General features: G+C 67.2%; 26 protein-coding genes. 12 read left to right on the forward strand and 14 right to left on the reverse strand.

The genetic code is table 11. The annotated features are described in order from the left end of the window. Positions 1 to 66: 66 nt before the first annotated feature. The 5 genes from DTA22_RS26780 (at position 67) to DTA22_RS26800 (ending at position 4,689) form a co-directional block, all read left to right on the forward strand. Positions 67 to 1,572: an APC family permease gene (locus DTA22_RS26780; RefSeq protein ID WP_112301487.1), complete on the forward strand. Its 1,506-nt coding sequence runs from the start codon at positions 67 to 69 to the stop codon at positions 1,570 to 1,572. A gap of 2 nt (positions 1,573 to 1,574) precedes the next feature. Further along, complete coding sequence (locus DTA22_RS26785; RefSeq protein ID WP_112301488.1) at positions 1,575 to 1,874, forward strand: hypothetical protein; 300 nt, start codon at positions 1,575 to 1,577, stop codon at positions 1,872 to 1,874. A 42-nt stretch (positions 1,875 to 1,916) separates the two neighbouring features. Next, positions 1,917 to 2,468, forward strand: a complete 552-nt coding sequence (locus DTA22_RS26790; protein WP_037236120.1) for a TetR/AcrR family transcriptional regulator — start codon at positions 1,917 to 1,919, stop codon at positions 2,466 to 2,468. A 129-nt stretch (positions 2,469 to 2,597) separates the two neighbouring features. Beyond that, positions 2,598 to 4,193: a GMC oxidoreductase gene (locus DTA22_RS26795; RefSeq protein ID WP_112301489.1), complete on the forward strand. Its 1,596-nt coding sequence runs from the start codon at positions 2,598 to 2,600 to the stop codon at positions 4,191 to 4,193. A 190-nt stretch (positions 4,194 to 4,383) separates the two neighbouring features. After that, positions 4,384 to 4,689, forward strand: a complete 306-nt coding sequence (locus DTA22_RS26800) for a hypothetical protein (protein WP_146777802.1) — start codon at positions 4,384 to 4,386, stop codon at positions 4,687 to 4,689. A gap of 40 nt (positions 4,690 to 4,729) precedes the next feature. Here the strand turns inward: DTA22_RS26800 and DTA22_RS26805 are convergent, their stop codons facing one another. From DTA22_RS26805 to DTA22_RS26815, 3 genes are all read right to left on the reverse strand, one after another. Beyond that, positions 4,730 to 6,106: an L-serine ammonia-lyase gene (locus tag DTA22_RS26805; RefSeq protein WP_112301491.1), complete on the reverse strand. Its 1,377-nt coding sequence runs from the start codon at positions 6,104 to 6,106 to the stop codon at positions 4,730 to 4,732. 3 nt (positions 6,107 to 6,109) lie between these two features. Beyond that, positions 6,110 to 7,384 carry an amidohydrolase gene (locus DTA22_RS26810; RefSeq protein ID WP_245973388.1) on the reverse strand — a complete coding sequence of 425 codons (1,275 nt, stop codon included), beginning with the start codon at positions 7,382 to 7,384 and terminating at the stop codon, positions 6,110 to 6,112. Between the two features lie 73 nt (positions 7,385 to 7,457). Beyond that, positions 7,458 to 8,816, reverse strand: coding sequence for a DUF3100 domain-containing protein (locus DTA22_RS26815; protein WP_245973387.1), 1,359 nt, complete (start codon positions 8,814 to 8,816; stop codon positions 7,458 to 7,460). Positions 8,817 to 9,056: 240 nt separating this feature from the next. Between DTA22_RS26815 and DTA22_RS26820 the strand changes: the two genes are divergently transcribed. The 3 genes from DTA22_RS26820 (at position 9,057) to DTA22_RS26830 (ending at position 11,611) form a co-directional block, all read left to right on the forward strand. Continuing rightward, a complete protein-coding gene (locus DTA22_RS26820; RefSeq protein WP_037236133.1) occupies positions 9,057 to 10,052 on the forward strand; it encodes an Lrp/AsnC family transcriptional regulator in 996 nt (331 codons plus the stop codon). A 240-nt stretch (positions 10,053 to 10,292) separates the two neighbouring features. Then, complete coding sequence (locus DTA22_RS26825; protein ID WP_037236136.1) at positions 10,293 to 10,919, forward strand: hypothetical protein; 627 nt, start codon at positions 10,293 to 10,295, stop codon at positions 10,917 to 10,919. A 62-nt stretch (positions 10,920 to 10,981) separates the two neighbouring features. Continuing rightward, positions 10,982 to 11,611: a nucleoside/nucleotide kinase family protein gene (locus tag DTA22_RS26830; RefSeq protein WP_112301494.1), complete on the forward strand. Its 630-nt coding sequence runs from the start codon at positions 10,982 to 10,984 to the stop codon at positions 11,609 to 11,611. Positions 11,612 to 11,617: 6 nt separating this feature from the next. Here the strand turns inward: DTA22_RS26830 and DTA22_RS26835 are convergent, their stop codons facing one another. The 4 genes from DTA22_RS26835 to DTA22_RS26850 are packed head-to-tail and all read right to left on the reverse strand — an operon-like array spanning position 11,618 to position 15,653. After that, positions 11,618 to 12,619, reverse strand: coding sequence for a Gfo/Idh/MocA family protein (locus DTA22_RS26835; protein ID WP_112301495.1), 1,002 nt, complete (start codon positions 12,617 to 12,619; stop codon positions 11,618 to 11,620). 1 nt (position 12,620) lies between these two features. Beyond that, complete coding sequence (locus tag DTA22_RS26840; RefSeq protein ID WP_112301496.1) at positions 12,621 to 13,805, reverse strand: Gfo/Idh/MocA family protein; 1,185 nt, start codon at positions 13,803 to 13,805, stop codon at positions 12,621 to 12,623. Between the two features lie 8 nt (positions 13,806 to 13,813). After that, positions 13,814 to 14,173 carry a universal stress protein gene (locus DTA22_RS26845; RefSeq protein WP_005237812.1) on the reverse strand — a complete coding sequence of 120 codons (360 nt, stop codon included), beginning with the start codon at positions 14,171 to 14,173 and terminating at the stop codon, positions 13,814 to 13,816. A gap of 37 nt (positions 14,174 to 14,210) precedes the next feature. Further along, entirely contained in the window at positions 14,211 to 15,653 is a 1,443-nt protein-coding gene (locus DTA22_RS26850; RefSeq protein WP_037236151.1) for a sugar porter family MFS transporter, read from the reverse strand. Positions 15,654 to 15,806: 153 nt separating this feature from the next. Here DTA22_RS26850 and DTA22_RS26855 point away from each other — a divergent pair, with 153 nt between their 5' ends. Continuing rightward, positions 15,807 to 16,445: a TetR/AcrR family transcriptional regulator gene (locus tag DTA22_RS26855; protein WP_112301497.1), complete on the forward strand. Its 639-nt coding sequence runs from the start codon at positions 15,807 to 15,809 to the stop codon at positions 16,443 to 16,445. Continuing rightward, positions 16,442 to 17,104 carry an enoyl-CoA hydratase-related protein gene (locus DTA22_RS26860; protein ID WP_112301498.1) on the forward strand — a complete coding sequence of 221 codons (663 nt, stop codon included), beginning with the start codon at positions 16,442 to 16,444 and terminating at the stop codon, positions 17,102 to 17,104. Before DTA22_RS26855 ends, DTA22_RS26860 begins: the two co-directional genes overlap by 4 nt. Before the next feature lie 36 nt (positions 17,105 to 17,140). On the opposite strand, the gene DTA22_RS26865 is transcribed toward DTA22_RS26860, so the two are convergent. The 3 genes from DTA22_RS26865 to DTA22_RS26875 are packed head-to-tail and all read right to left on the reverse strand — an operon-like array spanning position 17,141 to position 19,799. Further along, positions 17,141 to 18,340: an acetyl-CoA C-acetyltransferase gene (locus DTA22_RS26865; protein ID WP_112301499.1), complete on the reverse strand. Its 1,200-nt coding sequence runs from the start codon at positions 18,338 to 18,340 to the stop codon at positions 17,141 to 17,143. 32 nt (positions 18,341 to 18,372) lie between these two features. Beyond that, a complete protein-coding gene (locus DTA22_RS26870; protein ID WP_005260718.1) occupies positions 18,373 to 19,035 on the reverse strand; it encodes a 3-oxoacid CoA-transferase subunit B in 663 nt (220 codons plus the stop codon). Next, on the reverse strand, positions 19,032 to 19,799 hold the full coding sequence (locus DTA22_RS26875; protein WP_016884572.1) for a CoA transferase subunit A: 768 nt from the start codon (positions 19,797 to 19,799) through the stop codon (positions 19,032 to 19,034). The genes DTA22_RS26870 and DTA22_RS26875 overlap by 4 nt, the downstream gene beginning before the upstream one ends. A gap of 197 nt (positions 19,800 to 19,996) precedes the next feature. On the opposite strand from DTA22_RS26875, the gene DTA22_RS26880 reads away from it, so the two are divergent. Then, positions 19,997 to 20,779: an IclR family transcriptional regulator gene (locus tag DTA22_RS26880; protein WP_112301500.1), complete on the forward strand. Its 783-nt coding sequence runs from the start codon at positions 19,997 to 19,999 to the stop codon at positions 20,777 to 20,779. Between the two features lie 242 nt (positions 20,780 to 21,021). Here the strand turns inward: DTA22_RS26880 and DTA22_RS26890 are convergent, their stop codons facing one another. From DTA22_RS26890 to DTA22_RS26905, 4 genes are all read right to left on the reverse strand, one after another. Then, positions 21,022 to 21,261 (reverse strand): DUF6400 family protein, encoded by a 240-nt coding sequence (locus DTA22_RS26890; protein WP_005237803.1) that lies wholly within the window; start codon positions 21,259 to 21,261, stop codon positions 21,022 to 21,024. A 166-nt stretch (positions 21,262 to 21,427) separates the two neighbouring features. Beyond that, the gene (locus DTA22_RS26895; RefSeq protein WP_009476977.1) at positions 21,428 to 21,982 is read right to left on the reverse strand and encodes a YceI family protein; all 555 of its coding nucleotides are present in this window, start codon (positions 21,980 to 21,982) and stop codon (positions 21,428 to 21,430) included. Positions 21,983 to 22,105: 123 nt separating this feature from the next. Next, the gene (locus tag DTA22_RS26900) at positions 22,106 to 22,582 is read right to left on the reverse strand and encodes a carboxymuconolactone decarboxylase family protein (protein WP_112301502.1); all 477 of its coding nucleotides are present in this window, start codon (positions 22,580 to 22,582) and stop codon (positions 22,106 to 22,108) included. Between the two features lie 17 nt (positions 22,583 to 22,599). Beyond that, a complete protein-coding gene (locus tag DTA22_RS26905) occupies positions 22,600 to 23,061 on the reverse strand; it encodes a MarR family winged helix-turn-helix transcriptional regulator (protein WP_112301503.1) in 462 nt (153 codons plus the stop codon). A 100-nt stretch (positions 23,062 to 23,161) separates the two neighbouring features. Here DTA22_RS26905 and DTA22_RS26910 point away from each other — a divergent pair, with 100 nt between their 5' ends. Further along, positions 23,162 to 23,671: a VOC family protein gene (locus DTA22_RS26910; RefSeq protein WP_037236173.1), complete on the forward strand. Its 510-nt coding sequence runs from the start codon at positions 23,162 to 23,164 to the stop codon at positions 23,669 to 23,671. The last annotated feature ends 13 nt before the right edge of the window (positions 23,672 to 23,684 follow it).

A 23,684-nucleotide genomic window follows, 5' to 3' on the forward strand; every position in this document is an offset into this window, starting at 1 on the left:
CGTCGCGTATCCGCGCCCCCGGTTTACCCCGCCGCCGCGCCCTTGCCCTGACTGGAGAAGTTCCTCATGAAGAAATCCGCACCCGGACCCGCCTCCGGCACGCAGCTGGAAGGCGGCGCCCTCGGCACCTCCGGCATCGTGTTCTTCGTCGTGGCGGCTGCCGCGCCGTTGCTGGTGATGGCGGGGGTGGCTCCCCTGGCGCTGAACGTCGCGGGCATCGGGGCGCCCGGCGGGTACATCCTGGCCGGGCTCGCGCTCGGCGTGTTCGCGATCGGCTTCACCGCGATGAGCAAGTACATCCACAACGCGGGGGCCTTCTACTCGTACATCTCGATCGGACTCGGCCCCCGATGGGGCCTCGCGGCGGCGGTACTCGCCCTCGTCTCCTACAACGCTCTCGAGATCGGGATCTTCGGCGCCCTGGGGTATTTCACCCAGTCCACCATGGCGGATCTGGTCGGGCTCAACCTTCCGTGGGGTCTGTGGTCGCTGATCGGCGTCGGTCTGATCTGGTTCCTGGGGTCGCGATCGGTCCATGTCGGCGCACGGTTCCTGATCCTGCTGCTCACCGCTGAGACAGGGATCCTGGTCCTGCTCGCAGCCGCCGTCCTTCTTCGGGGCGGCGCCGAGGGGCTCGGCGTCGACTCGTTCGCTCCCACCCACGTCTTCAGCCCCGGCCTCGGTGGGGTGCTGACTCTGGCGTTCGCCGCGTTCATCGGGTTCGAAGCGACCGCCCTGTACCGGGAGGAAGCGAAGGATCCCTCCCGGACGATCCCCCGGGCAACCTACCTGGCGGTCGCATTCCTCGGCCTGTTCTACGCCTTCATGGTGTGGATCATCATCCAGGCATACGGCCCGGATCAGGCGCTCGCGCTCGCAGCCTCGGATCCCGCCGCACTGTACTTCGACGCCATCGAGAACTACGTCGGTGGCTGGGCGAGCACGCTCATGGAACTGTTGATCATCACGAGCATCCTCGCCAGCCTGCTCGCTTTCCACAACGCGATCACCCGCTACGCCTTCGCGTTGTCGCGCGAGCACGTCCTGCCCCGGGCCCTCGGCAAGCTGCACCCGGTCTACAAGTCGCCGTACGTGGCGAGCGCCGTGCAGAGTCTCCTTGCCATGGTCGTGATCGTCGGGTTCGCGCTCGCCGGCGCCGACCCCTACCTTCAGCTCCTGCTCTGGGTGAATTCCCCCGGCGTCGTCGGCATCGTCGTACTCCAGGCCATGGCCGCCGCCGCCGTTCTCGCATTCTTCTGGCGGGACCGCCGCGGGCATTCGATCTGGCGGGTTCGGGTAGCCCCCGCAGCCGCTCTCGCCATGTTGAGCTACGCGACGTGGTTGATCGTGGCCAAGATGGACCTGCTCACTGCCGCAGGACCCGCCGTGAACACGGTCCTCGTCGCCGTCACACCGGCGAGCCTGGCGATCGGACTGGTGCTCGGTACACGGCTCGCGCGACGCGATCCCGAACTCTACGCACGGCTCGGAACCACCGACGTGGACGCCGAACCCTCGGTGCCGTCCGAAGAAGTGAGCAACAGTCCGATCCAGCCCGGCAAGGCGACGTAGACGTGCCTTCACCGAAATCCGATCCGCTGGACGTCCGGCGCTACCGTCGGTGGCGCGATCGACGTCGAGAAGCCGAACGACATCGTGCCCGACAGCCGAGGCCGGGCAAGGAGGTCGACGACATCCTCGACTTCGCCCGAACCTGGGCGCCGTTCGGCGGTCCCCCGGAGGAGGAGACCCTCGTCAACTTCGGGATGTGCCCAACTCGATTCACGGAACGACTCTGGCAAGTCATCGGCGAATTCGGTTGCGGGCGAGCCGACGAGACACAACTGAAACGGGCCTATCCGCAGCACGAATAGCGAAGCTGCGGGCCCATCGGGATCGTGATCGATAATGGTCGGATGCGGTCGCGGAGGAAAATCTTGGACGCCACGCTCGACTTGATCGCGAGTGACGGTTTCGAGGGTGTCACCATCGCGGCGGCGGCGCATGGCGCCGGCGTCACGCGACAGACCGTGTACTCCAACTTCGGGTCGCGCGAGGAACTCGTGTCGCAGGCGATCGCCGGTCTCGCCGTCGAGGTGCTGGGCGGGATCCACTCACGATCGAACGCCACCGACACAGCGTGCGAATACGTCGTCGAACTCATCGTCGCGGGCCGGGCGGCGGTGCGCGCCCATCCGGTCCTGGCTACCCTGCTCCAGGCGGAACGGGGCAACCCTGTTTTCGACACCGGCATGATGTCTCGCGCGAAACCTGTAGCGCGCGAACTGCTCGCGCCACTCGTCGAGCGCGATCCCGGTGTGGAGTCGAGCCTCGACGACATCGTGGAGATCGCACTTCGGCTGGCGCTGTCGGTCATCCTTTTCGACGACGACGCCGTTCACGCCGACGACGACCTTCGCCGGTTTCTCACCCGCTGGCTCTTGCCGGCGATGCCGTCCAGCTCGTAACGGCAGTCACAGTTACTTCTTGACACATCTGGCTTCAAGTGTCTAGTTTGAGCTCGCCCACGAGAAATGCTCCACGCTGATCTTTCGACATCTCGCCGAGTGAGTCCGTCTGCGATCTGGGGGAAACCTGTGTCTGCACTCAATCGCCGCTCCTTTCTGGCCGGGGCCGCTGCCGCGGGGGTTGCGTTGGCGAGTCCACGCATCGCGCAGGCCGGGACCGGACTCGCGGGTCGCCGCACGACCGTGCCTCTCACCCGCGAAGATCACCGGGTCATCGTCGTCGGGTCGGGGTTCGGCGGCGGCGTCGCGGCGCTTCGGCTCGCGGAAGCCGGGGTGCCCGTTGTGGTGCTCGAGCGTGGAATGCGCTGGCCCACAGGGCCGGACGCGGAGACCTTCCCTCGCGCGACCGCCCCGGACAAGCGCATCCTCTGGTACCGGTCCAGTCCGCAACTGTTCGGTGAGCCAGTGGCGCTGGAGCCGTACACCGGTCTGCTCGAGGCGGTGCCCGGCGACAACATGACCGCACTGTGCGCGGCAGGCGTCGGCGGTGGTTCCCTGGTCTACCAAGGGATGACGTTGCAACCGGCTGAGGCCGTCTTCAACACGCACCTTCCCGAAGCACTCGACTGGGCCACCATGGACCGAGTTCACTACCCGCGGGTCGCGCAGATGTTGCGGCTCGCCGTCGCCCCCGATGAGTTGATCGACAGCCCGAATTACCAGGCCGCGAGGGTGTTTGCGCAGAACGTGCAGCGAGCGGGACTGCCCGTGTCGAAGATCCCGATGCCGATCGACTGGAACTTCGCGCTCGACGAACTCCGCGGCCGCATGAAACCCTCGTACACCAACGGCGACGGCGCCCTCGGGGTCAACAACGGCGGCAAGCACTCGGTCGACGTCACCTACATCGCTGCCGCGGAAGCGACCGGCCGGGTGACGGTGGAAACCCTGCACCAGGTCACCGATGTCGAACGCGCCCCGGACGGCCGCTGGACGGTGTACGTCGACCGGATCGATACGTCCGGCACCGTGCTCGAGACCAAGATCCTCACCACGAATGCCCTGGTGATGGCCGCCGGCAGCCTGGGCACCACCAAGTTGCTTGTGCGCGCGGGGGCGACGGGCCGGATCCCGGATCTGCCGGACGGACTCGGAACCGGGTGGGGAACCAACGCCGACCGAATCTATGTCTGGACGAGCCTCGAAGAAGAGTTCGGCGCTCCGCAGGGTGGCCCGGTCGTCTACGGCAGTTTGAACTGGGACGACCCCGCCACCGCCGTCACGGTCATCCAGGCGTCGATGCCACCACTGTCTTTCGACGCACGCAGCACCATGCTCGTCGGATACGGAGTCAGCGACGGCCGTGGGAGTTTCGTGTACGACTCGGCCACCGACGACGCGGTACTGCGCTGGCCCCAGGAAGGCGACGCCGTCATCCAGAACGGCCGCATCGATCCGATGGTGCGGAAGATCGCCGGGCCGGGAAGCCTACTCACGGACACCAACGCGCTGTTCCCCTCCACCTGGCATCCGCTCGGTGGGGCGTCGATGGGCTCGGTGTGCGACCTCGAAGGCCGAGTGCTCGGCCAGCGCGGACTGTATGTCCTCGACGGCGCACTGATGCCCGGCAACACCGCGGCCTGCAATCCGTCGATGACCATCGCCGCGGTCGCCGAACGCGCCCTGGACCACCTGGTGGCCCGCGACGTCGGAACGGTGATCTGACTCCTCGATACGACCGGAACCCGTTCCGTAACGAATCGTCGTCGGAATCGGACGTATCCGGGGAATCAGCACAAGGGGAGGAGTTCACATGAGGCGAACAGTGCGAAGATCGATGATCGGTGTGCTTGCGGTGAGTGCGTGGATCGGGTGCTCCGTCCCGGCGTCTGCCGAACCACCACAGTTCGACGGCATGACGACCCTCCAAGTCCCTGGAACGATTGTCGGCTGGCCGTTGACCCGCGGGGGCGCGTTCTACAACCCCGTCGTCCACCACGGACACGGCCAGATCTATCCGACCCCGGATGGTTACGGATATGAGTTCCAGTGGATCAATCTCTCGACTGGAGCGTCCGGGAATATCACCGACCGGCACCCCGACCGAGACGCGGTCACGACCGGCTCCGGTCAGGTAGTCGTCACCGTGACCGCGCACCTGCCGGACCTGCACGACGTGTTCGGCACTCCGAGCGTGGGCACGTTCTACGTGGCACCGTAGGCGCGAGGTCACGGCGAGAAATCATGCGACTACATCGCACCTAACACTCCGTGACGTTGACAGCCAGTCCGCCCAGCGAGGTCTCCTTGTACTTCGACAGCATGTCCACGCCGGTCTGCCGCATGGTTTCGATGGCCTGGTCGAGGGTCACTCGGTGCGTCCCGTCGCCGTGCATCGCGATCTTCGCGGCGTTGACCGCTTTCACGGCGGCGACCGCGTTCCGTTCGATGCAGGGAATCTGAACGAGTCCACCGACCGGGTCGCAGGTGAGACCGAGGTTGTGTTCGATCGCGATCTCGGCGGCGTTCTCGACCTGTGCCGGTGTGCCGCCGAGCATTTCGGTGAGGGCGGCGGCAGCCATCGAACAGGCGGATCCGACCTCGCCTTGGCAGCCCATCTCGGCGCCCGAGATCGACGCCCGGCCCTTGACGAGTGATGCGATGGCGCCGGATGTGAGCAGGAAACGGACGATTGCGTCGTCGCGTTCATCGCCCGCGCCGACCGTGGGGACGAACCGTAGTGCCCAGTTGAGCACTGCCGGTATCACGCCGGCCGCGCCGTTGGTGGGTGCGGTGACGACGCGCCCGCCGCCGGCATTCTCTTCGTTGACGGCCATCGCCGCCGCGTTGAGCCAGTCCATCGACACCGAGTGGTCGGTGCCGATCAGCCGTATCCGCTCGTACAGGCTGGGAGCACGGCGCTCGACCCCCAGCCCACCGGGAAGGCGGCCCCGGGTGTGGAAGCCGTGACGGATGGACTCGCTCATCACGTTCCAGACTTCGAGGAGATATCTCTGCACGTGGTCGGGGGAGCGGGTCGCGCACTCGTTCTGCCACATCACATCGCTGATCGCGAGGCCCTCACGAACGCAGATGTCGAGTAGTTCCCCTGCCGTGGCGAATGGCCAGGGGACCGAGGGTGTTTGCGGCGCGGGCGCTCCGTCGCGCTCGACGAACCCTCCTCCGACGGAGTAGTACGTCGCCGTGTGGCCGGGTTGTGCGGTGTCGCTGTGCGGGGTGTCCGAGTGGGCCGTGAACCGCAGGGTATTCGGATGCCGAGTGCCGGCGTCGCGCATGTGTAGGGTGATATCCGCAGTGGTGAAACGTAATTCGCAGTCCGGACCCAACCGCAGTGGGGATCCGGCATCGATCTCGGCGACGCGCGACCGTGCGTAGTCGGGGTCGATGGTGTCGGGCGCATTGCCCTCGAGGCCGAGGAGCACCGCCCCGAGGGTCCCGTGCCCACGTCCGGTCGCGGCCAGCGAGCCGTACAGGTCGACTTCGAGCCGGGAGACCGTGCCGAGGTCGGAGTTCTTCACCTCGTCGACGAACATCGAGCCTGCCTTCATCGGGCCGACGGTGTGCGAGCTCGACGGACCGATTCCGATCGAGAACAGATCGAAGACGCTGGTCACCACACCCTACTCCGCGAGATGGGCGGCGGCCCGAGCGTCGTCGTCGTGGTCGACCATCGTGGCGCCCGTGGGACGCTCGGCGGCGCGGCGCAGCAGGTGTTCGCGCGTACCGGGATCCGACGCGACGTCGACGATCGTCCATGCGAGTGCGGTCGCCCCCGTGATGGCGCAGTCGTCGCCCGCGTCGGAACCGGCCGCTCGTTCGAACTCCACGGTGTGCGGCGGACCCGCTGCACCGTCGAGTTTGATCATCGGGTGAATGCTGGGAACGACCCGTGAGACGTTGCCCATGTCCGTCGAACCGCCCGACCCGTCGTGCCTGTCCGCCACGGGAAGTCCGGACAGTTCGATGTTCGCGTCCCACGCCTGGGCAAGGAGCGGATCTTGGCGGATGCTGAGGTATCGGGGTTCGGTGCGCCCGTGCTCCCAGGAGCAGCCCGTCGCGATGGCGGCGCCTTCGAGGCACGCAAGCACCCGCTGTTTGGCGTCGATCATCTCCTCCAGGTTCTGCGACCGGACCTCGATGTCGAGGCGCGAGTACCCGGGGACGATGTTCGTCACCGTGCCGGCGTCGGAGGTGATCGATGCGACGCGGATCCCGTCGCGCAACTGCTGGCGCAGCAGACCGATGGCGACCTGTGCGAGAGTCGCGGCGGCGCCGGCGTTGACGGCCTCGTGCGGGGCTGCTGCGGCATGGGCGGCCCGGCCGGTGAACTCCACGACGAAGCGGTCGACGCACTGCATGACGATCTGTGACGTGCGCACCTGGGTGTCGCTGTTCGACGGATGGACCATCGCCGACATCACGGCCGATTCGAACGCTCCCGCACGCATCAACGCGATCTTGCCGCCACCGTGCTCCTCGGCGGGGGTACCCAGGACCACGAGTTGCACGCCGAGATCGTCCGCGATCGGCTTCAGGGCAAGGGCCGCGCCGACGGAGATGGCGGCGATGACATTGTGGCCGCAGGCATGTCCGATCCCCGGCAGCGCGTCGTACTCCGCGCACAACACGACGCGGAAATCGCCGCTGCCGTATACCGCCTCGAACGAGGTCTCGATGTCGTATGCGCCCCTCGTGACGTCGAATCCTGCCGACTCGAGTTCCGTGGAGATGCGCTCGCACGCGAAGTGTTCGGCGAAGGCGAGCTCGGGCTGTGCGTGAATGTCGCGGCTGAGCGCGATGATTCGTCCACGCTCCTCGGTGATGGTGTGCGCGGCCGATTTCTTCAGGAGCTGGTTCGTTTCGGATGCGGTGGTGCTGTCGTCGACTCGCGTCATCGGTGATCGGCCTTCCAGTCGTCGTGGGTGTTCTGCTGTGTCGTCGCGTTCGCGAACGGGGGTCGGCGTGGGATCACCTCCAGAATCCGAGCGCGAACTCGGCGATGAGGGTCGACAGCACGAAGGAGGCGAAGATCGCGGCGAATCCGACGGGAACGATCTTCCACCCGATCATCCGGAGCGCGGGAAGATTCTTTCCCACAGCCAATCCGGCGAATCCCAGCACCACCGCGCACATCGACATGAAGTCGATCGATTCGGTGTTGTGGACGATCCACTCCGATCCGGGAAACCACCGACCCGATACGGATACGCCGAGCACGCTGGCCCAGATGACCGCGGTGATCTTGCCGCGGGTCAGACGGGACAGTGCGGTCGCGGCCAGCATGAGCCCGACGATGAGGGCGAAGCCGATGGGGATGCCGATCGTCGGCTCCCCTGCGGCGATCGTTGCGGCGGCGATGCAGATCGCGGCGACGATCGGGAGGCTCAGGTAGAGCGGAACGGTGATCTTTTCGTCGTCGTGGCCGAAGGGCGCGGCGTGTGTGTCGGCCGAGTCGGCGGGTGCGGGCGATGATTCGGTGCGCTCGCCCGAGACGACGGCGGGGCGGGACGAGGAGCGGGTGAGCAACCCGTAGAGACGATCTGCCAGCGGAAGGGCGATCCAGACACCCACGTAGACGCCGAGAATCATGGTGATGAGGTTCGAGGTGGCCGCCAGTGCCAGGACCTGCTCGCCCACTTCCGGGTGAGCCGCGGATATCGCAGCGGCACCGGCCGCCATCATCGATCCCGACCCGACGCCGGCACCCATCGCCAACGCCAGGGGGTCGAAGATGCCCAATGACGCGGTCAACGAGGCGATCAACGCAACAATGACGGCGCCGAACATCGTGCCGAAGACGTACATCGACAGCACACCGCGATATTCGTCCGATTTCACACCGAACCGGTCGCCCACGATGGCGAAGGATGCTTCCCGATCGATGGAAAACGTGGCACCGACCGTCGCGCGCCCCATCCGGAGTGCCACCGCGAGGGGAAGGGCAATCGCGACGGTCCCGACGAGGTGCCCGACCTCCTGCAACAGCAGAGCGGGCCCGGCGTCGAACAGGACGTCGATGTTGGGGCCGAGCGTGAGGCTCAACCGGGCGACCAGGAGCGAGACACCCACCGCCATGAGTGACTCGGCGACGGCCCACATCCCGGGCGTGAGCGGCCACCGCCGCTGTGCCGAGACGAATCCGCCGGCGAGGAGCGCCCACACCATCGGGTACACGGCGATCGCGGCGGGGCCGAGGTTGATCTTCCAGACGCCGACGGCCTGGAACGCCGACACGATCACGAGTGCGAGAACGGCCGGTAGCCACACTTCCCGCCGAAGCGGACCCGATGGTGTCCGACGGACCGACGGCGCAGGAATGACCTTCATGATTGTTGCCCCTACGAGGTGTAGTGCCGATATCGGCACGCAGGATTCATGCATACGAGCTGGGGGAATGATGGCGCATCAGGGAGTACACGCTGTCCGAGTCGCCGGATACCGGCACAGAATGGGAAGTGTGCGCAGAATGCAGGATCTACGCGCCTAATATTGCAGGAGAAATGCCCACTGGGGCGGAGGCCCGGCCACCCCACCGGCAGGGCCCGTCGGTGGAAGGATTCGCAGGACATGACCGACGCGAGAGACACGATGCTGGCGGAGGAGGATCGGCGCCTGATCCATGCGCTCCAAATCGCGCCGCGGGCCCCGTGGACCGCGCTGGCACCCATCCTCGGAGTGGACGCCGTCACGATTGCCCGCCGGTGGTCCCGACTGCAGTCCGAGGGGCTGGCCTGGGTCACCGCCTACCCGGCCACCGCGGAACGCGTGCTCGCGCTCATCGAGCTGAAATGCCCGCCCGGCCGCACACGCGCTGTGGCGGACGAGATCGGTCGCGACCGCGAAGCCATCACCATCGACCTGACGACCGGCGGCCGCGACCTGCTCGTCACCACCGCATTCGAGGACCATGAGCAGCTGAGTGACTATCTCCTCGAACGCATGGGATCGCTCGACGGAATCTCGGACATGACCACCCACGTACTCACGGGCATCCACACCGACGCCCGCAGCTGGAGACTCAGGGCGCTCGACTCCACGGAAGCCGCTGCCGTGCAACAACTCGCCAACAGCGCCCCGGCACCTCGTCGACTGCGGGCTCATCCGAAGGACGAGGCGGAGATCCTTCGTGAACTCGCCACCGACGGCCGCCTGCCCGCGACCGAGATCGCCGCACGGCTGTCCCTGAGCGTCGACAGCACGCGCGCATCGATGAACAACCTGCTCGCCTCGGGTCGCGCGGTGATTCGCACGGAAGTCGCACGGCGGCACTCCGGTCGACCGGCATACGCCTGGTACTTCCTGAAGTCGCCGGCGCGATCGATGGATCAGGTACTCGACCGACTGTCGACTCTCAGCGACGTCCGGCTCCTCGCCCCCACCATCGGTCCCTACAGCATCATCATGGCGATGTGGCTCCGAAATCTCGACGAGGTGCGCAAGTTGGAAACGGTCATCGAGCAGCATTGCCCCGACGTGATCATCGAAGACAGATCGCTCGTGCTGCGCACGCCCAAACATCTCGGTAGGCGACTGACCGCCACAGGCCAGACCTCGCGCGGGTGAGTCACTGACGGCAGCGATCGAACGTCACCCCATCGATCGCCCAATGTCACCGCGGTTCATTCTGATTGACCGGCTGTGACATTGGGCGATCATGCGTCGGTGGACGCTATGAAATGTTTCTTGACAACGCGTCGTGCGAGTGAATAAGTTGTTGCCTACATCACTGACACTCTGTTGTGTGAACTGACGCACTGTTGTCTGACCTATTTCATCCCCAACCATCGACAGAAGCGGACCGCCATGTCTTCACAGACCAAGGGAATCCTGATCCAGGCGGTGCTCGGTGCCGTCCTCATCTCGATTCTGATGATCCCGTTCCAGGGCCTCACCCCCTTCGCCCCGTACAGCGCGATGCTGATCCTTCCGGTGATGCTGTTCTTCACCCTCCAGGCGCCTCCGAAGGCCCTCCTGGGGATGTTCCTGAGTTTCGCGTGCGGTGTCGGCTGGGCCGGGTTGTTCATGCTGGTCAAGGCCGCTCTGCCCGGGGTGCCGTTCGAACTGATGATGGGGGTCGGCGTGGCCCTCGTGATCTTCCTGATCCTGTCGGTGCACCCGATCCTGCTGGGACGCACACCCTTCGGAGTGGTCCCGGCGGTGCTGCTGGGCCTCATCGAGTCGTTGCTCGTCATGCTGCTGACCCCGATGCTCGCCCCCGGCGAACCGGGGCCGAACCTGCTGTGGCTCCTCGTCATCTTCGGTTACGGCTGCGTCATGACCTTGATCCTCGTCGTGGTGCAGGACCGGCTTATCAGTGCGGCGCTCGGGACGACGTGGCGTTCCGCCCCGGCGGAGGACGCACCCAGCTCGCAGGTCCCGTCCACGCAGTCAGCGGGCAATCCCGATGTCACAGCGGTCCAATTCGACTGACCCTCTGTGACATCGGGCGCCGGGTGTGTGCGCCGCGGAGTGCCGGGGACTACGGTCTGCCTATGGACGACGGTGGACTCGAGGGACTCGTTGCGCGCGCCCGGGCGCTGACCGAGCCGGGCACGCGCCGCATTCTCGGGATCGCCGGACCGCCCGGCTCGGGCAAGAGCACCGTCGCTGCGGCCGTGCTGGCGGCGCTGGGACCGTCCGCGGTGGTGGTGCCGATGGACGGATTCCATCTGGCGGGTGCGGAATTGATCCGCCTCGGCCGGGCCGGGCGCAAGGGCGCGCCGGACACGTTCGACGCCGCCGGGTACGTGGCGCTGCTGCGCCGGCTGCGTGAACCCGACGGCGAGACCGTGTACGCCCCGCAGTTCCACCGTGAGGTCGAGGAGTCCTACGCCGGGTCGATCGCCGTCCCGCCGGACGTCCCGCTGGTGATCACCGAGGGCAACTATCTGCTCCTCGACGAGCAGCCGTGGGCGAGGGTGCGCGGCCTGCTCGACGAGGCATGGTTCCTCGCCCCGGACGACGACGAGCGCGTCGCCCGGCTCGTCGAGCGGCACGTCCGCTTCGGCAAGTCGCCCGATGACGCCCGAAAATGGGTGCGGCGCAGCGACGAACGCAACACCGCGCTGGTCGCGCCCGGCCGAACCCGCGCCGACGTCGTCGTCCTCGGCGACCCGCTGTGAGCGGGTTCAGGCCGGGTACTCGATCGGTTCCATCCGGCCGCTGGTGAGTGAGCGCGTCGCGGCCTCGGCGATCGCCTGCGCCTTCAGCGCCTCCGACAGGGTCGGGCCGATGTCGGCACCGTTCTCCAGCGCGTCGACGAAGTGGTCGAGCGCGGTGCGGTAGCTGGCCCTGATCCGTTCGAACCATCCCGCGTGCAAGCCGTCGTCGACCACGCGGCCCGCGCTGTACCGGGAGACGGATCCGGCGCGCTGCCGTCGCGCCTCGACCATGCCGGTCGAACCGAGGACCTCGATGCGTTCGTCGTAGCCGTAGCCGATCCGCCGGGTGCAGTCGATCTGGACGAGCGCGCCGCCGGGCAGACGCAGGGTCACTGCCGACGTGTCGACGTCGCCGTACTCGGCGAGGCGGGGTTCGGCGAGCGTGGACCCGGTCGCGAAGACGGACTCGGGGTCGAGCCCGGAGATCCACCGCGCCAGGTCGAAGAAGTGGACGGTCTGGTCGCGCATCTGCCCGCCCGAGACCGCGATGTACTCGAGCGGCGGCATCGCCGGACCGCGGCTGGTCATCTGGATCAGCTCCACCGAACCGATCTCGCCGGACGCGACCACCCGCTGCAGTTCGGCGTAGTCGCGGTCGAAGCGGCGGTTGAAATCGACCATCGCCCGCAGCGATCGGGCCTCGGCGAAGCGCACGATATCGACGGCGTGCGCGAGATCGAGATCGATCGGTTTCTCGCACAGGGCCGGGATTCCCGCCGTCGCCGCGGCGCGAAGGTGCTCGGCGTGGGTGTCGGTGGACGACGCAATGAAGACGGCGTCGATTGCCGTCGGGTCGAAGACCTCCGCGAGGTCGGTGGTCGCGCGGCTGCCGTGCCGCTTGGCGAGGTCCGTCGCACGGGCGAGGTCGATGTCGAAGACGAGAGCCAGGTCGACGTCGGGGTGCGCGGCGAGGTTGGCACCGTGCACGCCGCCGATGAATCCGGCTCCGATGAGGGCGAAACGCTGCATGTCAGATACCGACCTTTTCGTGTGCGAAAGCGGGGACGACCCAGGCGGAGTCGGCGGCGTGGGAGGCGGCGGTCGCCTCCACGAACTGGACGCCGATCAGGCCGTCGCGCCCGGCGGGGAAGGACAGATCGCGGATGGTTGTGGGCTCGCCGTCGCGGCGGGCGCGGAGTTCGTCCGCGAGGTCGCGGTAGAAGTTCGCGAACGCCTCGAGGAAGCCCTCGGGATGCCCCAGACCGGGGCGCGTGAGCCGGGTGGCGTCCTCGGACAGCGTGCGCATTCCCTGCGTGAGGATCGTGGTGCCGCCGTCGAGGTCGCGCACCGTCAGGTGGTGGGGATCCTCGTGCCGCCATTCGACGCTCGCGGTGTCGCCGAAGACCCGGATGCGCAGGCCGTGCTCGTTGCCGGTGGCGGCCATGCTCGCCCACAGCGTCGCGGGTGCCCCGTTGGACAGGGTGAGGCGCACGGTGGCGTTGTCGAACACCCGCCGTCCGGGGACGAGGGTGTCCAGTTCGGCCGACATCCGGGTGGCCTCGAGGCCGGTGACGTACCGCAACAGGTGGAAGGCGTGGGTACCGAGATCGCCGACGACGCTGGGGAAGCCCGCGACGTCGGGGTCGGTGCGCCACCGCGCCTGGCGGTGTTCGCCGATTTCGAGGGGTGTCGCCGCCCACCCGGACGCGTGTTCCACCGCCACGAACCGGATCCGCCCGAGGTCGCCGTCACGCACCATCCGGGCCGCGTGCCGGACCATGGCGTAGGCCGAATAGCAGTGCGGGACGGCCAGGATCGCACCGGACGCCTCGGCGATCGCGACCAGTTCCGCAGCCGACGCCGAGTCGGTGGTGAGGGGCTTCTCGCACACCACCGAGATGCCCGCCTCCAGGAACGCGCGCGCGATGTCGAAGTGGCTGTCGTTCGGGGTGGTCACGGCGACCACATCGACGCCGTCCTCGCGGGCGGATTCCCGTTCCGCCATCTCCCGGTAGTCGCGATACGTGCGATCGGCCGGCACATTGAGGCTCTCCGCGATCCGCGCCGACGATGCGCCGTCTCGTCCGAAGACCCCGGCCTGCAGGACGTAGCGGTCGTCGAGACGCATCGCGTAGCGGTGGGTCTTGCCGATGTCGGCACCCTGCCCGCCCCCGACCATGCCGGCGACCAGGCGCAGGCTCCCGTGCTTGCTCAACTCGTCTCCTACTGAGGGGTTTTGACCGCGAGAACCGGGATCGGGGATTGCAGGATGAGGCGCTGGCTCACGCTGCCGAGCAGGGCCTTGCCGACCGCGCTGCGGCGTTTGACGCCGATCACGAGACGTTCGATGTCGGGTCGTTCGTCGAGCAGGTCGAGCACGGCGGTCGCGGGATCGCGGTCTCCACGGCCGATGCGGTCGAGGACGGTCACGCCGTCGTCCGCGAGAGTGTGCACCTCTTCGGGTTCGGTGAGGGAGAGGTTCACCACCAGGAGGTCGGTGCCCAGCATCGCGGCTTCCTTCTTGCCGGCGAGGAGGGCGTGCGATCCTTCGGAGGAGTCGGTCACGGCTACGAGCACTGTCATGGGATCAACCTTTCTGCGGGCACGGTGCGGGCGACTGTCACGAGTAGTCGCGCCGGAACTGGTCTTCGAGTTCCTCGAGCGAGCGGCCACGGGTCTCCGGAACCTGGGTTTTGATGAAGACGAGTGCCAGCACGCCGAGGCCGGCGAAGATGAAGAACGTCGCACCGATTCCCAGTGCGGCCACGACGGGCGGGAAGAGCAGCGCGACAACCGCGTTGGCGATCCACAGTGCGAAGATGCAGACGCCGATGGCGAAGCTGCGGATCTTCAGCGGGAAGATCTCCGACAGCATCAGCCACACCAGGGGGCCGATCGTGGCCTGCATCGAGAAGACGAACAGCACCACGAACGTCAGGATCAGGTAGGCCTTGAGGGTGCCGTCGGGCAGCAGGAACGCGGACAGGCCGACGAGCACGTGGAACGTGGTGGTGAGGGTGAAGCCGCCGATGAGCATCTTCCGACGGTCGATCCGGTTGATCAGGGCGACGCCGGTGAGGACGCCGAGCACGCTGAACAGACCGTTGAGGGTGTTCGCGACGATGGCGGCGTTGGAGGAGAATCCGGCGTCGCCGAGCAGCTGGGTGCCGTAGTACATCACCGAGTTGATGCCGGTGGCCTGCTGGAACACTCCGAGGCCGACGCCGATGAAGATGAGGCGGCGGATCCATTTCACCGACAGGTCGGCGGCCCCGCCGGTCTGTGAGAGCTTCTCTTCCTCGGCGAGCGCCCGAACTTCCTCCAACTCGGCACGTGCCCGCTCCGGGGACCGAACCTGGAGAAGCACGGCGAGCGCTTCGTCGTGTCGGTCCTGCGACATCAGCCAGCGCGGGCTCTCCGGCATCCGCAGCATTCCGGCGAACAGGAAGATGGCCGGAATGACGGCGACCAGAAGCATGAAGCGCCAGACGTTCTCGTTCTCGCCCCAGATGTTGAAGATGATGGCGTTGATCACGAATGCGGCGAACTGTCCGACGACGATCATGACTTCGTTGCGGGAGACCACGCTGCCGCGTCGTTCGGTGGGGGAGATCTCGGAAAGGTACACGGGCACGGTCGCGGATGCGCCGCCGACGGCGAGGCCGAGGATGAAGCGGAACAGTGCGAGCACCTCCCACGTCGGGGACAGCACGCAGCCGAGCGTCCCGATCATGAAGATGATCGCGAGCACCAGAATGTTGTGCCGGCGCCCGAACCTGTCGGACATTCGTCCGCCGATGAGAGCGCCGATCGCGGCACCGAAGATCAGGATGCTGACCACCAGGCCTTCGGTGAACGAGGTGAGCTGGAGGTCTTCCTTGAGCGGTTCGAGTGCGCCGTTGATGACTCCGGTGTCGTATCCGAAGAGCAGGCCGCCGAAGGTGGCGACGACGGCAATGATGCCGAGTCTGTGCGAGTGCCGCCCGGGGGCGTCGGCAGGCAGGGACGGGGCGGTAGTTCGGGTGAGATCGCTGGCCATGAACATCTCCTCGACGTATTCCATGTACAGAACACGTAATGTGTTTATGTCCGAACAAAGCTAACCCATTGTGACTCGAGGCGCAACGGCAAGCCAATCATCGGGCGGTTCCCACGGCGCGATCGGCCGATCCCTACCCACGAGTAATAGAACGCACGATCTGTTATCGTTCGCGATATGCCCAGGCCACGCGTCCACGACCTCGACGACGCGCTCGATGCCGCCGAACGGCTGGCCGTCGAGGGCGGGCCGAGCGCGGTGACCCTGCGTGCGGTCGCCGCGGCCACGGAGATGTCCAACGGCGCCATCTATCACGCCTTCGGCTCCCGGGGCGGGCTGGTCGGGCGCGCCTGGTTGCGGGCAGCGCACCGATTTCTCGACCTGCAACAGGAATCGGTCGAGGACGCGCTGGGGCGTGGTCCCGTGGACGCCGTCGTCGCTGCCGCCGACACCCCGGCCGTCTTCGCCGAGCGGTTCCCGCAGTCGTCGCGGCTCCTTCTCACCGTTCGCCGCGACGAACTGCTCGGATCGGAAATTCCCGACGACGTCGCCACCGAGTTGTCGCGCCTCGACTCCGTCCTCGTCGAACTGTTCGTCCGGTTGGCGCTCGCGCTGTGGGGGCGCAGGGACGGTCGCGCGGTCGAAGTGATCGAAGCGTGCGTCGTCGGACTCCCTACCGGACTGCTGCTGCACGCCCGGCGAAAACCGGACGACGCCATGCGCCGACGCCTGGAGGCGGCGGTCCGCGCCGTTCTCGCACTCGACCCCCCGCCCCCGGGGAAACGTCACGACAAAAACACGAAAGGTTCCCGATGACCGCCACCCTGACCTACCGGGACACGATCGCCGTCCTCGACCTCGGCGACGACGAGAATCGTTTCTCCCCCGAGTGGCTCGACACCGTCGATCGGCTCCTCGACGACGCCCACGAACACGGCGCGCAGGCCCTGGTCACCACGGCCACGGGGAAGTTCTACTCCAACGGGCTCGACCTGGACTGGCTGATGGCCAACGGCGACCGCGCGGACTGGTACGTCGGGCGCGTGCAGGCCCTGTTCAGCCGGATTCTGACGCTCCCCCTGCCAACGGTGGCCGCGGTCAACGGGCACGCGTTCGGCGCCGGCGCCATGCTCGGCATCGCCCACGACTACCGGGTGATGCGGTCCGACCGCGGGTACTACTGCTTCCCCGAGGTCGACATCCACATCCCGTTCACCCCTGGGATGGCCGCGCTGATCCAGGCGAAGCTGACACCACAGGCCGCAATCACCGCCATGACCACGGGCCGCCGCTACGGCGGCGCCGACGCGCACACCAGTGGGCTGGTCGACGGGACCGCGCCCGAGGGCGCGGTCCTGGATGCCGCCGTCGACCTGATCGCGCCGCTCGCGGGGAAGGACGCCGGCACGCTCGGTGCGATCAAGTCCACCATGTTCGCGCCGGCCGTCACCGCACTCGCGTCGGGCCGATCATGACTCGCTGACGCGAAACCTACTGTGCGCGAGCGGCGATCATTCGCCCGGCACGTGGAGAATCAGGGCGTCGCCCTGTCCGCCGCCGCCGCAGAGTGCGGCGGCGCCGGTTCCACCGCCGCGTCGTTTCAGCTCGAGCGCGAGGTGCAGCACGACCCGTGCCCCCGACATGCCGAGCGGGTGCCCGATGGCGATGGCGCCGCCGTTCACGTTGACCCTCGACGGGTCGACTCCGAGTTGCCGGGTCGACTCGATGCCGACGGCGGCGAAGGCCTCGTTGATCTCGACGAGGTCGAGCGCCGAGGGGTCGAGTCCCTCACGGGTGCACGCCTTGCCGATGGCGTTGGCGGGCTGCTGCTGGAGCGTCGAGTCCGGTCCGGCGACGACGCCGTGGGCGCCGATCTCGGCGAGCCATTCGAGTCCCAGCTCCTCGGCCTTGGCCTTGCTCATCACCACGACGGCGGCCGCACCGTCGGAGATCTGCGACGCGGAACCCGCGGTGACGGTGCCGTCCTTGCTGAACGCGGGCCGCAGCTTCGACAGCGACTCCGCCGTGGTGTCGGCGCGGATGCCCTCGTCCTCGGTGACGACGAGCGGCTCGCCCCGGCGCTGCGGGATGGTGACGGGAACGACCTCGTCGTCGAAGAGGCCGTTCTTCCACGCGGCCGCGGCACGCTGATGTGAGGCGGCAGCGAAGGCGTCCTGCTCGTCGCGACCGATCTTGTCGGTGTTCGCGTTCCGGTCCTCGGTGAGGGCGCCCATCGCCTGCTCGGTGAAGATGTCGTACAGGCCGTCGTAGGCGAGGTGGTCGACGAGGGTGGTGTCGCCGTACTTGAAACCGCTCCGCGAGTTCGGGAGCAGGTGCGGCGCCTGGGACATCGACTCCTGCCCGCCGGCGACGACGACATCGAATTCGCCGGCGCGGATCAGCTGGTCGGCGAGCGCGATGGCGTCGAGACCCGACAGGCACACCTTGTTGACGGTCAAGGCCGGCACCGACATCGGGATGCCCGCGTTGACCGCGGCCTGCCGGGCCGGGATCTGACCGGCGCCGGCAGTGAGGACCTGCCCCATGATCACGTACTCCACCAGTTCGGGTGCCACCCCGGCCTTGTCGAGGGCGCCCTTGATGGCGATGCCACCGAGATCGGAACCGGACAGTGACGCGAGCGAACCCGTCAGCCGGCCGACGGGGGTCCGGGCTCCGGCGACGATGACGGACCTGGCGGAAGAAGTCATGGGATTGTCCTTGGTGTCGTGACGAACGTTGCTCAGACGAGTGCGGATTCGCGGATCTCGAGGGGGGTTCCGGTGGCGGCGACGACCTCGTCGACGGTGACGCCGGGGGCGACCTCACGGAGAGCGAGGGTGCCGTCGCCGACCACGTCGATGACGGCGAGGTTGGTGATGATGCGGTTGACGACGCCCTGGCCGGTCAGCGGCAGGGTGCAGGCGTCGATGATCTTCGGATTGCCGTCCCGGTCGGTGTGTTCCATGAGGACGATGACGCGGCTCGCGCCGTGCACGAGGTCCATCGCGCCGCCCATGCCCTTGACCATCTTTCCGGGGACCATCCAGTTGGCGAGGTCCCCTGTGCGGGAGACCTGCATGCCACCGAGGACGGCGGTGTCGATGTGGCCGCCGCGGATCATGCCGAACGACAGCGCGGAATCGAAGAACGCGGCACCGGCGTTGACGGTGACCGTTTCCTTGCCGGCGTTGATCAGGTCGGGGTCGACGTTCTCGTCGGTGGGGTACGGGCCGGTGCCGAGGATCCCGTTCTCCGAATGCAGGGTCACGGTGACGTCGGTGCCGAGGTATCCGGGAATGAGGGTGGGCAGTCCGATGCCGAGGTTGACGTATTCGCCGTCGACCATCTCCGCGGCCGCACGGGCGGCCATCTGCTCACGTGTCCATCCGTTGGTGCCGGTCATCGAGTGGCTCCTTCCGTGCTGCTGACTGTCCGCTTCTCGATCCGCTTGTTCTGGGGGCCGGTCTCGACGATGCGTTGAACGAAGACTCCGGGCAGGTGCACCTGGGCGGGGTCGATGGTGCCTGCGGGGACGAGTTCCTCGACCTGCGCGATGGTCACCTTCCCGGCCATCGCCGCGAGGGGGTTGAAGTTCAGGGCCGACTTGTCGAACACGAGGTTGCCGGCGGTGTCGCCCCGCAGTGCGTGGACCAGGGCGAAGTCGGCGGTGATCCCTAGTTCGAGGACGTAACGCTTGTCGCCGAACACGCGGGTTTCCTTCGGGGGCGACGCGAGCGCGACGGAACCGTCGGCGGCGTACCGCCAGGGCAGGCCGCCGTCGGCGACCGGGCTGCCGACACCGGCGGGGGTGAAGAACGCGGGGATGCCCGCACCGCCGGCCCGGAGGCGTTCGGCCAGCGTGCCCTGCGGGGTCAGCTCCACCTCGAGCTCACCGGAGAGGTACTGGCGGGCGAATTCCTTGTTCTCGCCGACGTACGACGCGGTGACACGTCGAATCTGACGGGCGCCCAGCAGAATTCCGAGCCCGTGGTCGTCCACACCGCAGTTGTTGGAGAAGACCTCGAGATTCCCGACACCGGAGTCGGCGAGCGCGCGGATCAGCGAGTCGGGGATTCCGCACAGGCCGAACCCGCCCACGGCGATCGACGCGCCGTCGGACACGTCCGCGACTGCTTCTTCCGGGGTGTCGAACACTCTCGATCCCATGTGCATCCTTTCTCCTGGCCGCCGTACCGGCGATACCGTCTTCCGCACCAGATCGTCCACCTGGTGAACGTCTTCGCGCAACGAGCTTTGCTCCACTAAAAGGGGTTACTTCATGCATTTCAAGGGGTGAGGAGACAGTGCTCGCCGGCTGAACGTCGCACGAGAGAGCGTTCACTGAGTGAACGTATACTGCGGTCATGGACAACGCGCAGCGGCCGCAGGTCATCCACCGGGTGGGATCTCTCTTCCGGGCCATCGCCGCCCTCGAATCGTCGGGATCCTCGACGTCCGCCCTGGCGCGGGAGACGGGTCTCGCCCGGCCCACCGTGCATCGCCTCCTCGTCTCGCTGGCCGAGGAGGGACTGGTCGACCGCGATCAGAAGTCGGGGAAATGGTCGCTGGGGCCCGAGCTGTATCTGCTCGGCTCGCTCGCCGCCGGCCGGTACGACATCACGGACCGCTCCCGCGACGTCCTCCGAGATCTTGCACGCGAGACCGGCGAGAGTGTCTTCCTGTCCGCCCGCCGCGGCGACGAAACGGTCTGCATCGCGAGCGAGGAGGGCAGCTTCCCGCTGCGTTCCCACGTGCTGTACGTCGGCATCCGCCTGCCGCTCGGGGTGGCGTCGGCGGGTCTGGTCATCCTGTCCCACCTGCCGGACCGCGACATCGACGACTACCTGTCGCGCGCCGATGTCACCGGCGAGTGGGGAACGCAGCACAGGCGGGACGAGATCGCCGAGCGCATCGCGGAGACCCGACTGAACGGGTACGCCGTCAACCCCGGGCTGCTCGTCGAGGGCAGCTGGGGGATGGGCGCCGCCGTCTTCGACGCCCAGGGATCACCGGCCTGGGCGTTGAGCATCACCGGGGTGGAGAGCCGGTTCCGCGAGGAGCGCCGCCGCGAACTGGGAGAACTCCTCCTCCGCCAGGCGCACCGGCTCACCCAACTGCTCGCCGACAGGCCGCGGAGTCGGGGGTGAGCAAGATTCGGTCCGGCGCCTACGCGGCCTTCCGCCGCCGCCGAGGCCGCCCGTGGCGGGTGTCGATACTCCACAGGTGGGTGCAGTCGGGGCACTGGAGATGGACGTGGGTGCCCCGATTGCTCAGCAGGTATTGCCAATGCCGGTCGCAGTTGCGGCCGGACCCGCAGTCGCCGCAGTCCGAGCCGTGGTCGCAGCCCGGGCAGGGCAACCAGGCGCGACGGGAGAAGTCCGCGGTCGGATCAATCGGTAACACGGCCCACCGTCCGATCCGGGAGCACACCCGCCTGGACCAGTTCGTCGTAGATGCGCTGCTGCTCGGGGTCGAGACCGGAGTACAGCATGTCGTACGCCCGCTCTTCCTCCGCGAGCACGGCGACGGGATCCCAGTCCTCGCCGATCGCCTCGAGAACAGCGGTGCGCCGCCGTGCCTCGTCCAGCGTGAGGTCGAGCGCGAACGAGAGTTCGGAGTCGCTACCCATGTGGTCACCTTCGTTTCGCGGTCGCCGTTGTCGAAGGGGCCAGGGTCACTCGAGCCCGCCCAAGATCACAATGACCTGGATCACGTCGATCGAAAGTGTTGCGTCGTATTAACGACGAAACGCCCCGCCATCCGGGTGGATGACGGGGCGCGTGGTGCGGGTGGGGTCAGGCCTGGAGGCCGGCCTCGATCTCGAGGGTGATGGTGATCTTGTCGCCGACGACGGCTCCGCCGCCTTCGAGGGGCATGTCGATGGTGATGCCGAAGTCCTTGCGGTTGAGGACGGTGGTGGCTTCGAAGCCGGCGACCGGGCCGTTGCCCATGCCGGGGTTGACGCCGTTGAACTCGAGGGCGAGCTCGACGGGGCGGGTGACGCCGTGGAGGGTGAATTCGCCCTCGACCACGTAGTCGTCGCCCTTGGCGCGGACGGCGGTGGAGGTGAAGGTGGCGGTGGGGTACTGCTCGGCGTCGAAGAAGTCGGCGGACTTGATGTGGGCGTCGCGGTCGGTGTTCTTGGTGTCGATGGACGCGACCTGGATTTCGGCGGTGACGGCGGCGGTGCCGTCCTCGGCGACGGTGATCGCGCCGGTGAAGTCGTTGAAGGTGCCGCGGACCTTGCTGACCATGAGGTGGCGGACGGAGAAGCCGACGGTGGAGTGGACGGTGTCGATGGCCCAGGTTCCGGCGGTGAGGTTGGGCAGGGTGGCGGTGGCGGTGGTCATGAAAACTCCTTGGACTGTCGAACGGTCACTCGAAATCGAGGTAATTGAATCTGCAACTACTACGTTAAGCCGAAGTCGTTGCGATGTCAACTAAATTCTGCGAAACGCAGGTGAACTGCGGTGTTACTGCTTCGGCCGGACCGGATGGCGGCTGACGATGGAGATCCGGTTGAAGGCGTTCATGGTGACGGCGATCCAGCTCACCGTGGAGATCTCCTGCTCGGAGAGGAATCGCCGTGCGAAGGCGTAGTCGGCCTCCTGGGTCTGCGCGTCCGGGAGGGTGGTGATCGATTCGGCCAAGGTCAGCGCCGCGACCTCGCGGTCGGAGAAGAGCGTCGTCTCCCGCCAGGCGGGCAGAATCGCGAGGCGCTGCTGAATCTCGCCGGCCGCGAGCGCCGCGGCGACGTGAACGTCCAGGCAGTACGCGCAGCGGTTGATCTGGGAGACGCGCACGTTGATCAACTCGACGAACCGCCGGTCCATCCCGGCCTCGGTGGTCGCGTGACGGACGGCTTTGGCGACGGCGATCTGCGCCTGATAGACGGCCGGGCTCTGCTTGTCGATGTGGATGTACTCGGTTTCGGGTGCCGTGCTGCTCATGGCCGACCTTTCGGGGTTCAGGGGTTTTCCAGCAGGTGGGCGCGCATTTCGTTGAAGTCGTGGCCGAGGATGCCGACGTCGCGGGGGCTGAGCAGGTCGAACATGGTGCGGCGCACCTCCGCGACATGTCCGGGGCTTGCGGCGGCGAGCTTCTCGGCGCCGGCGTCGGTCAACTCGGCCAGCGTCCCCCGCTTGTCGTCTTCGCATTCCACCCGGCGCACCCAGCCGGTGTCGACCAACCGGCTGATCGCCCTGGTCACGCCGCTGCGGGTGGTGGTCACCGCGTCGGCGAGTTCACGCATCCGCAGTTGCCGCTGCGGCGCCTCCGACAACACGACGAGCAGTTCGAAGTCGGTGAACGAGATGCCGGCGTCGCGGGTGAGCTGCCGATCGAGCGCCTGGAGGAGCAGGCGTGTGGCGTCCAGGTAGGCGCGCCAGGTGTTCTGTTCTTCGGCGCTGAGCCATCGAGTCGGTTCCACGGCACCAGCATAGCCGAAGTAGTTGACAGCGCAACGACTTGCTGTAGTCTGAATTTAGTTGAAAGCGCAATCACTGCGCTCCGCGGAGAGGGGCAGGGCAATGGGCACCACAGACGAGCAGGAGCGTTCGCAGAGGTTCGCGGAGCAACGCGACCGGATCCGCGCCGAGCATCTGAAGCCGGTGTCGTCGAGGCCCGCGTCCTCGGCCCGCGGCCTCCATCACACCGCGCTGATCAGCAGTGACGTCGAGCGCACCGTCCGGTTCTATCAGGATCTGCTCGAGTTCCCGCTCACCGAGTTGATCGAGAATCGGGACTACCCCGGGTCGTCGCACTTCTTCTTCGACATCGGCAACGGCAACCTGCTGGCGTTCTTCGACTTCCCGGGCCTCGACGTCGGCCCGTACCAGGAAGTGCTCGGCGGACTACACCACATCGCGATCAGCGTCGAACCCGGCCGGTGGGACCACCTGCGCACGAAACTGATCGACGCCGGCGTGGAACTCGTCGAACACAGTGAGGTGTCGCTGTACTTCCGCGACCCCGACGGTGCCCGCCTCGAACTCATCGCCGACCCGCTCGGCGAAATGTACGGCTCACACGTTCTGTGAGAACCCTGGAAAG

The organism is Rhodococcus wratislaviensis (genome assembly GCF_900455735.1).
GTDB lineage: Bacteria > Actinomycetota > Actinomycetes > Mycobacteriales > Mycobacteriaceae > Rhodococcus_F > Rhodococcus_F wratislaviensis.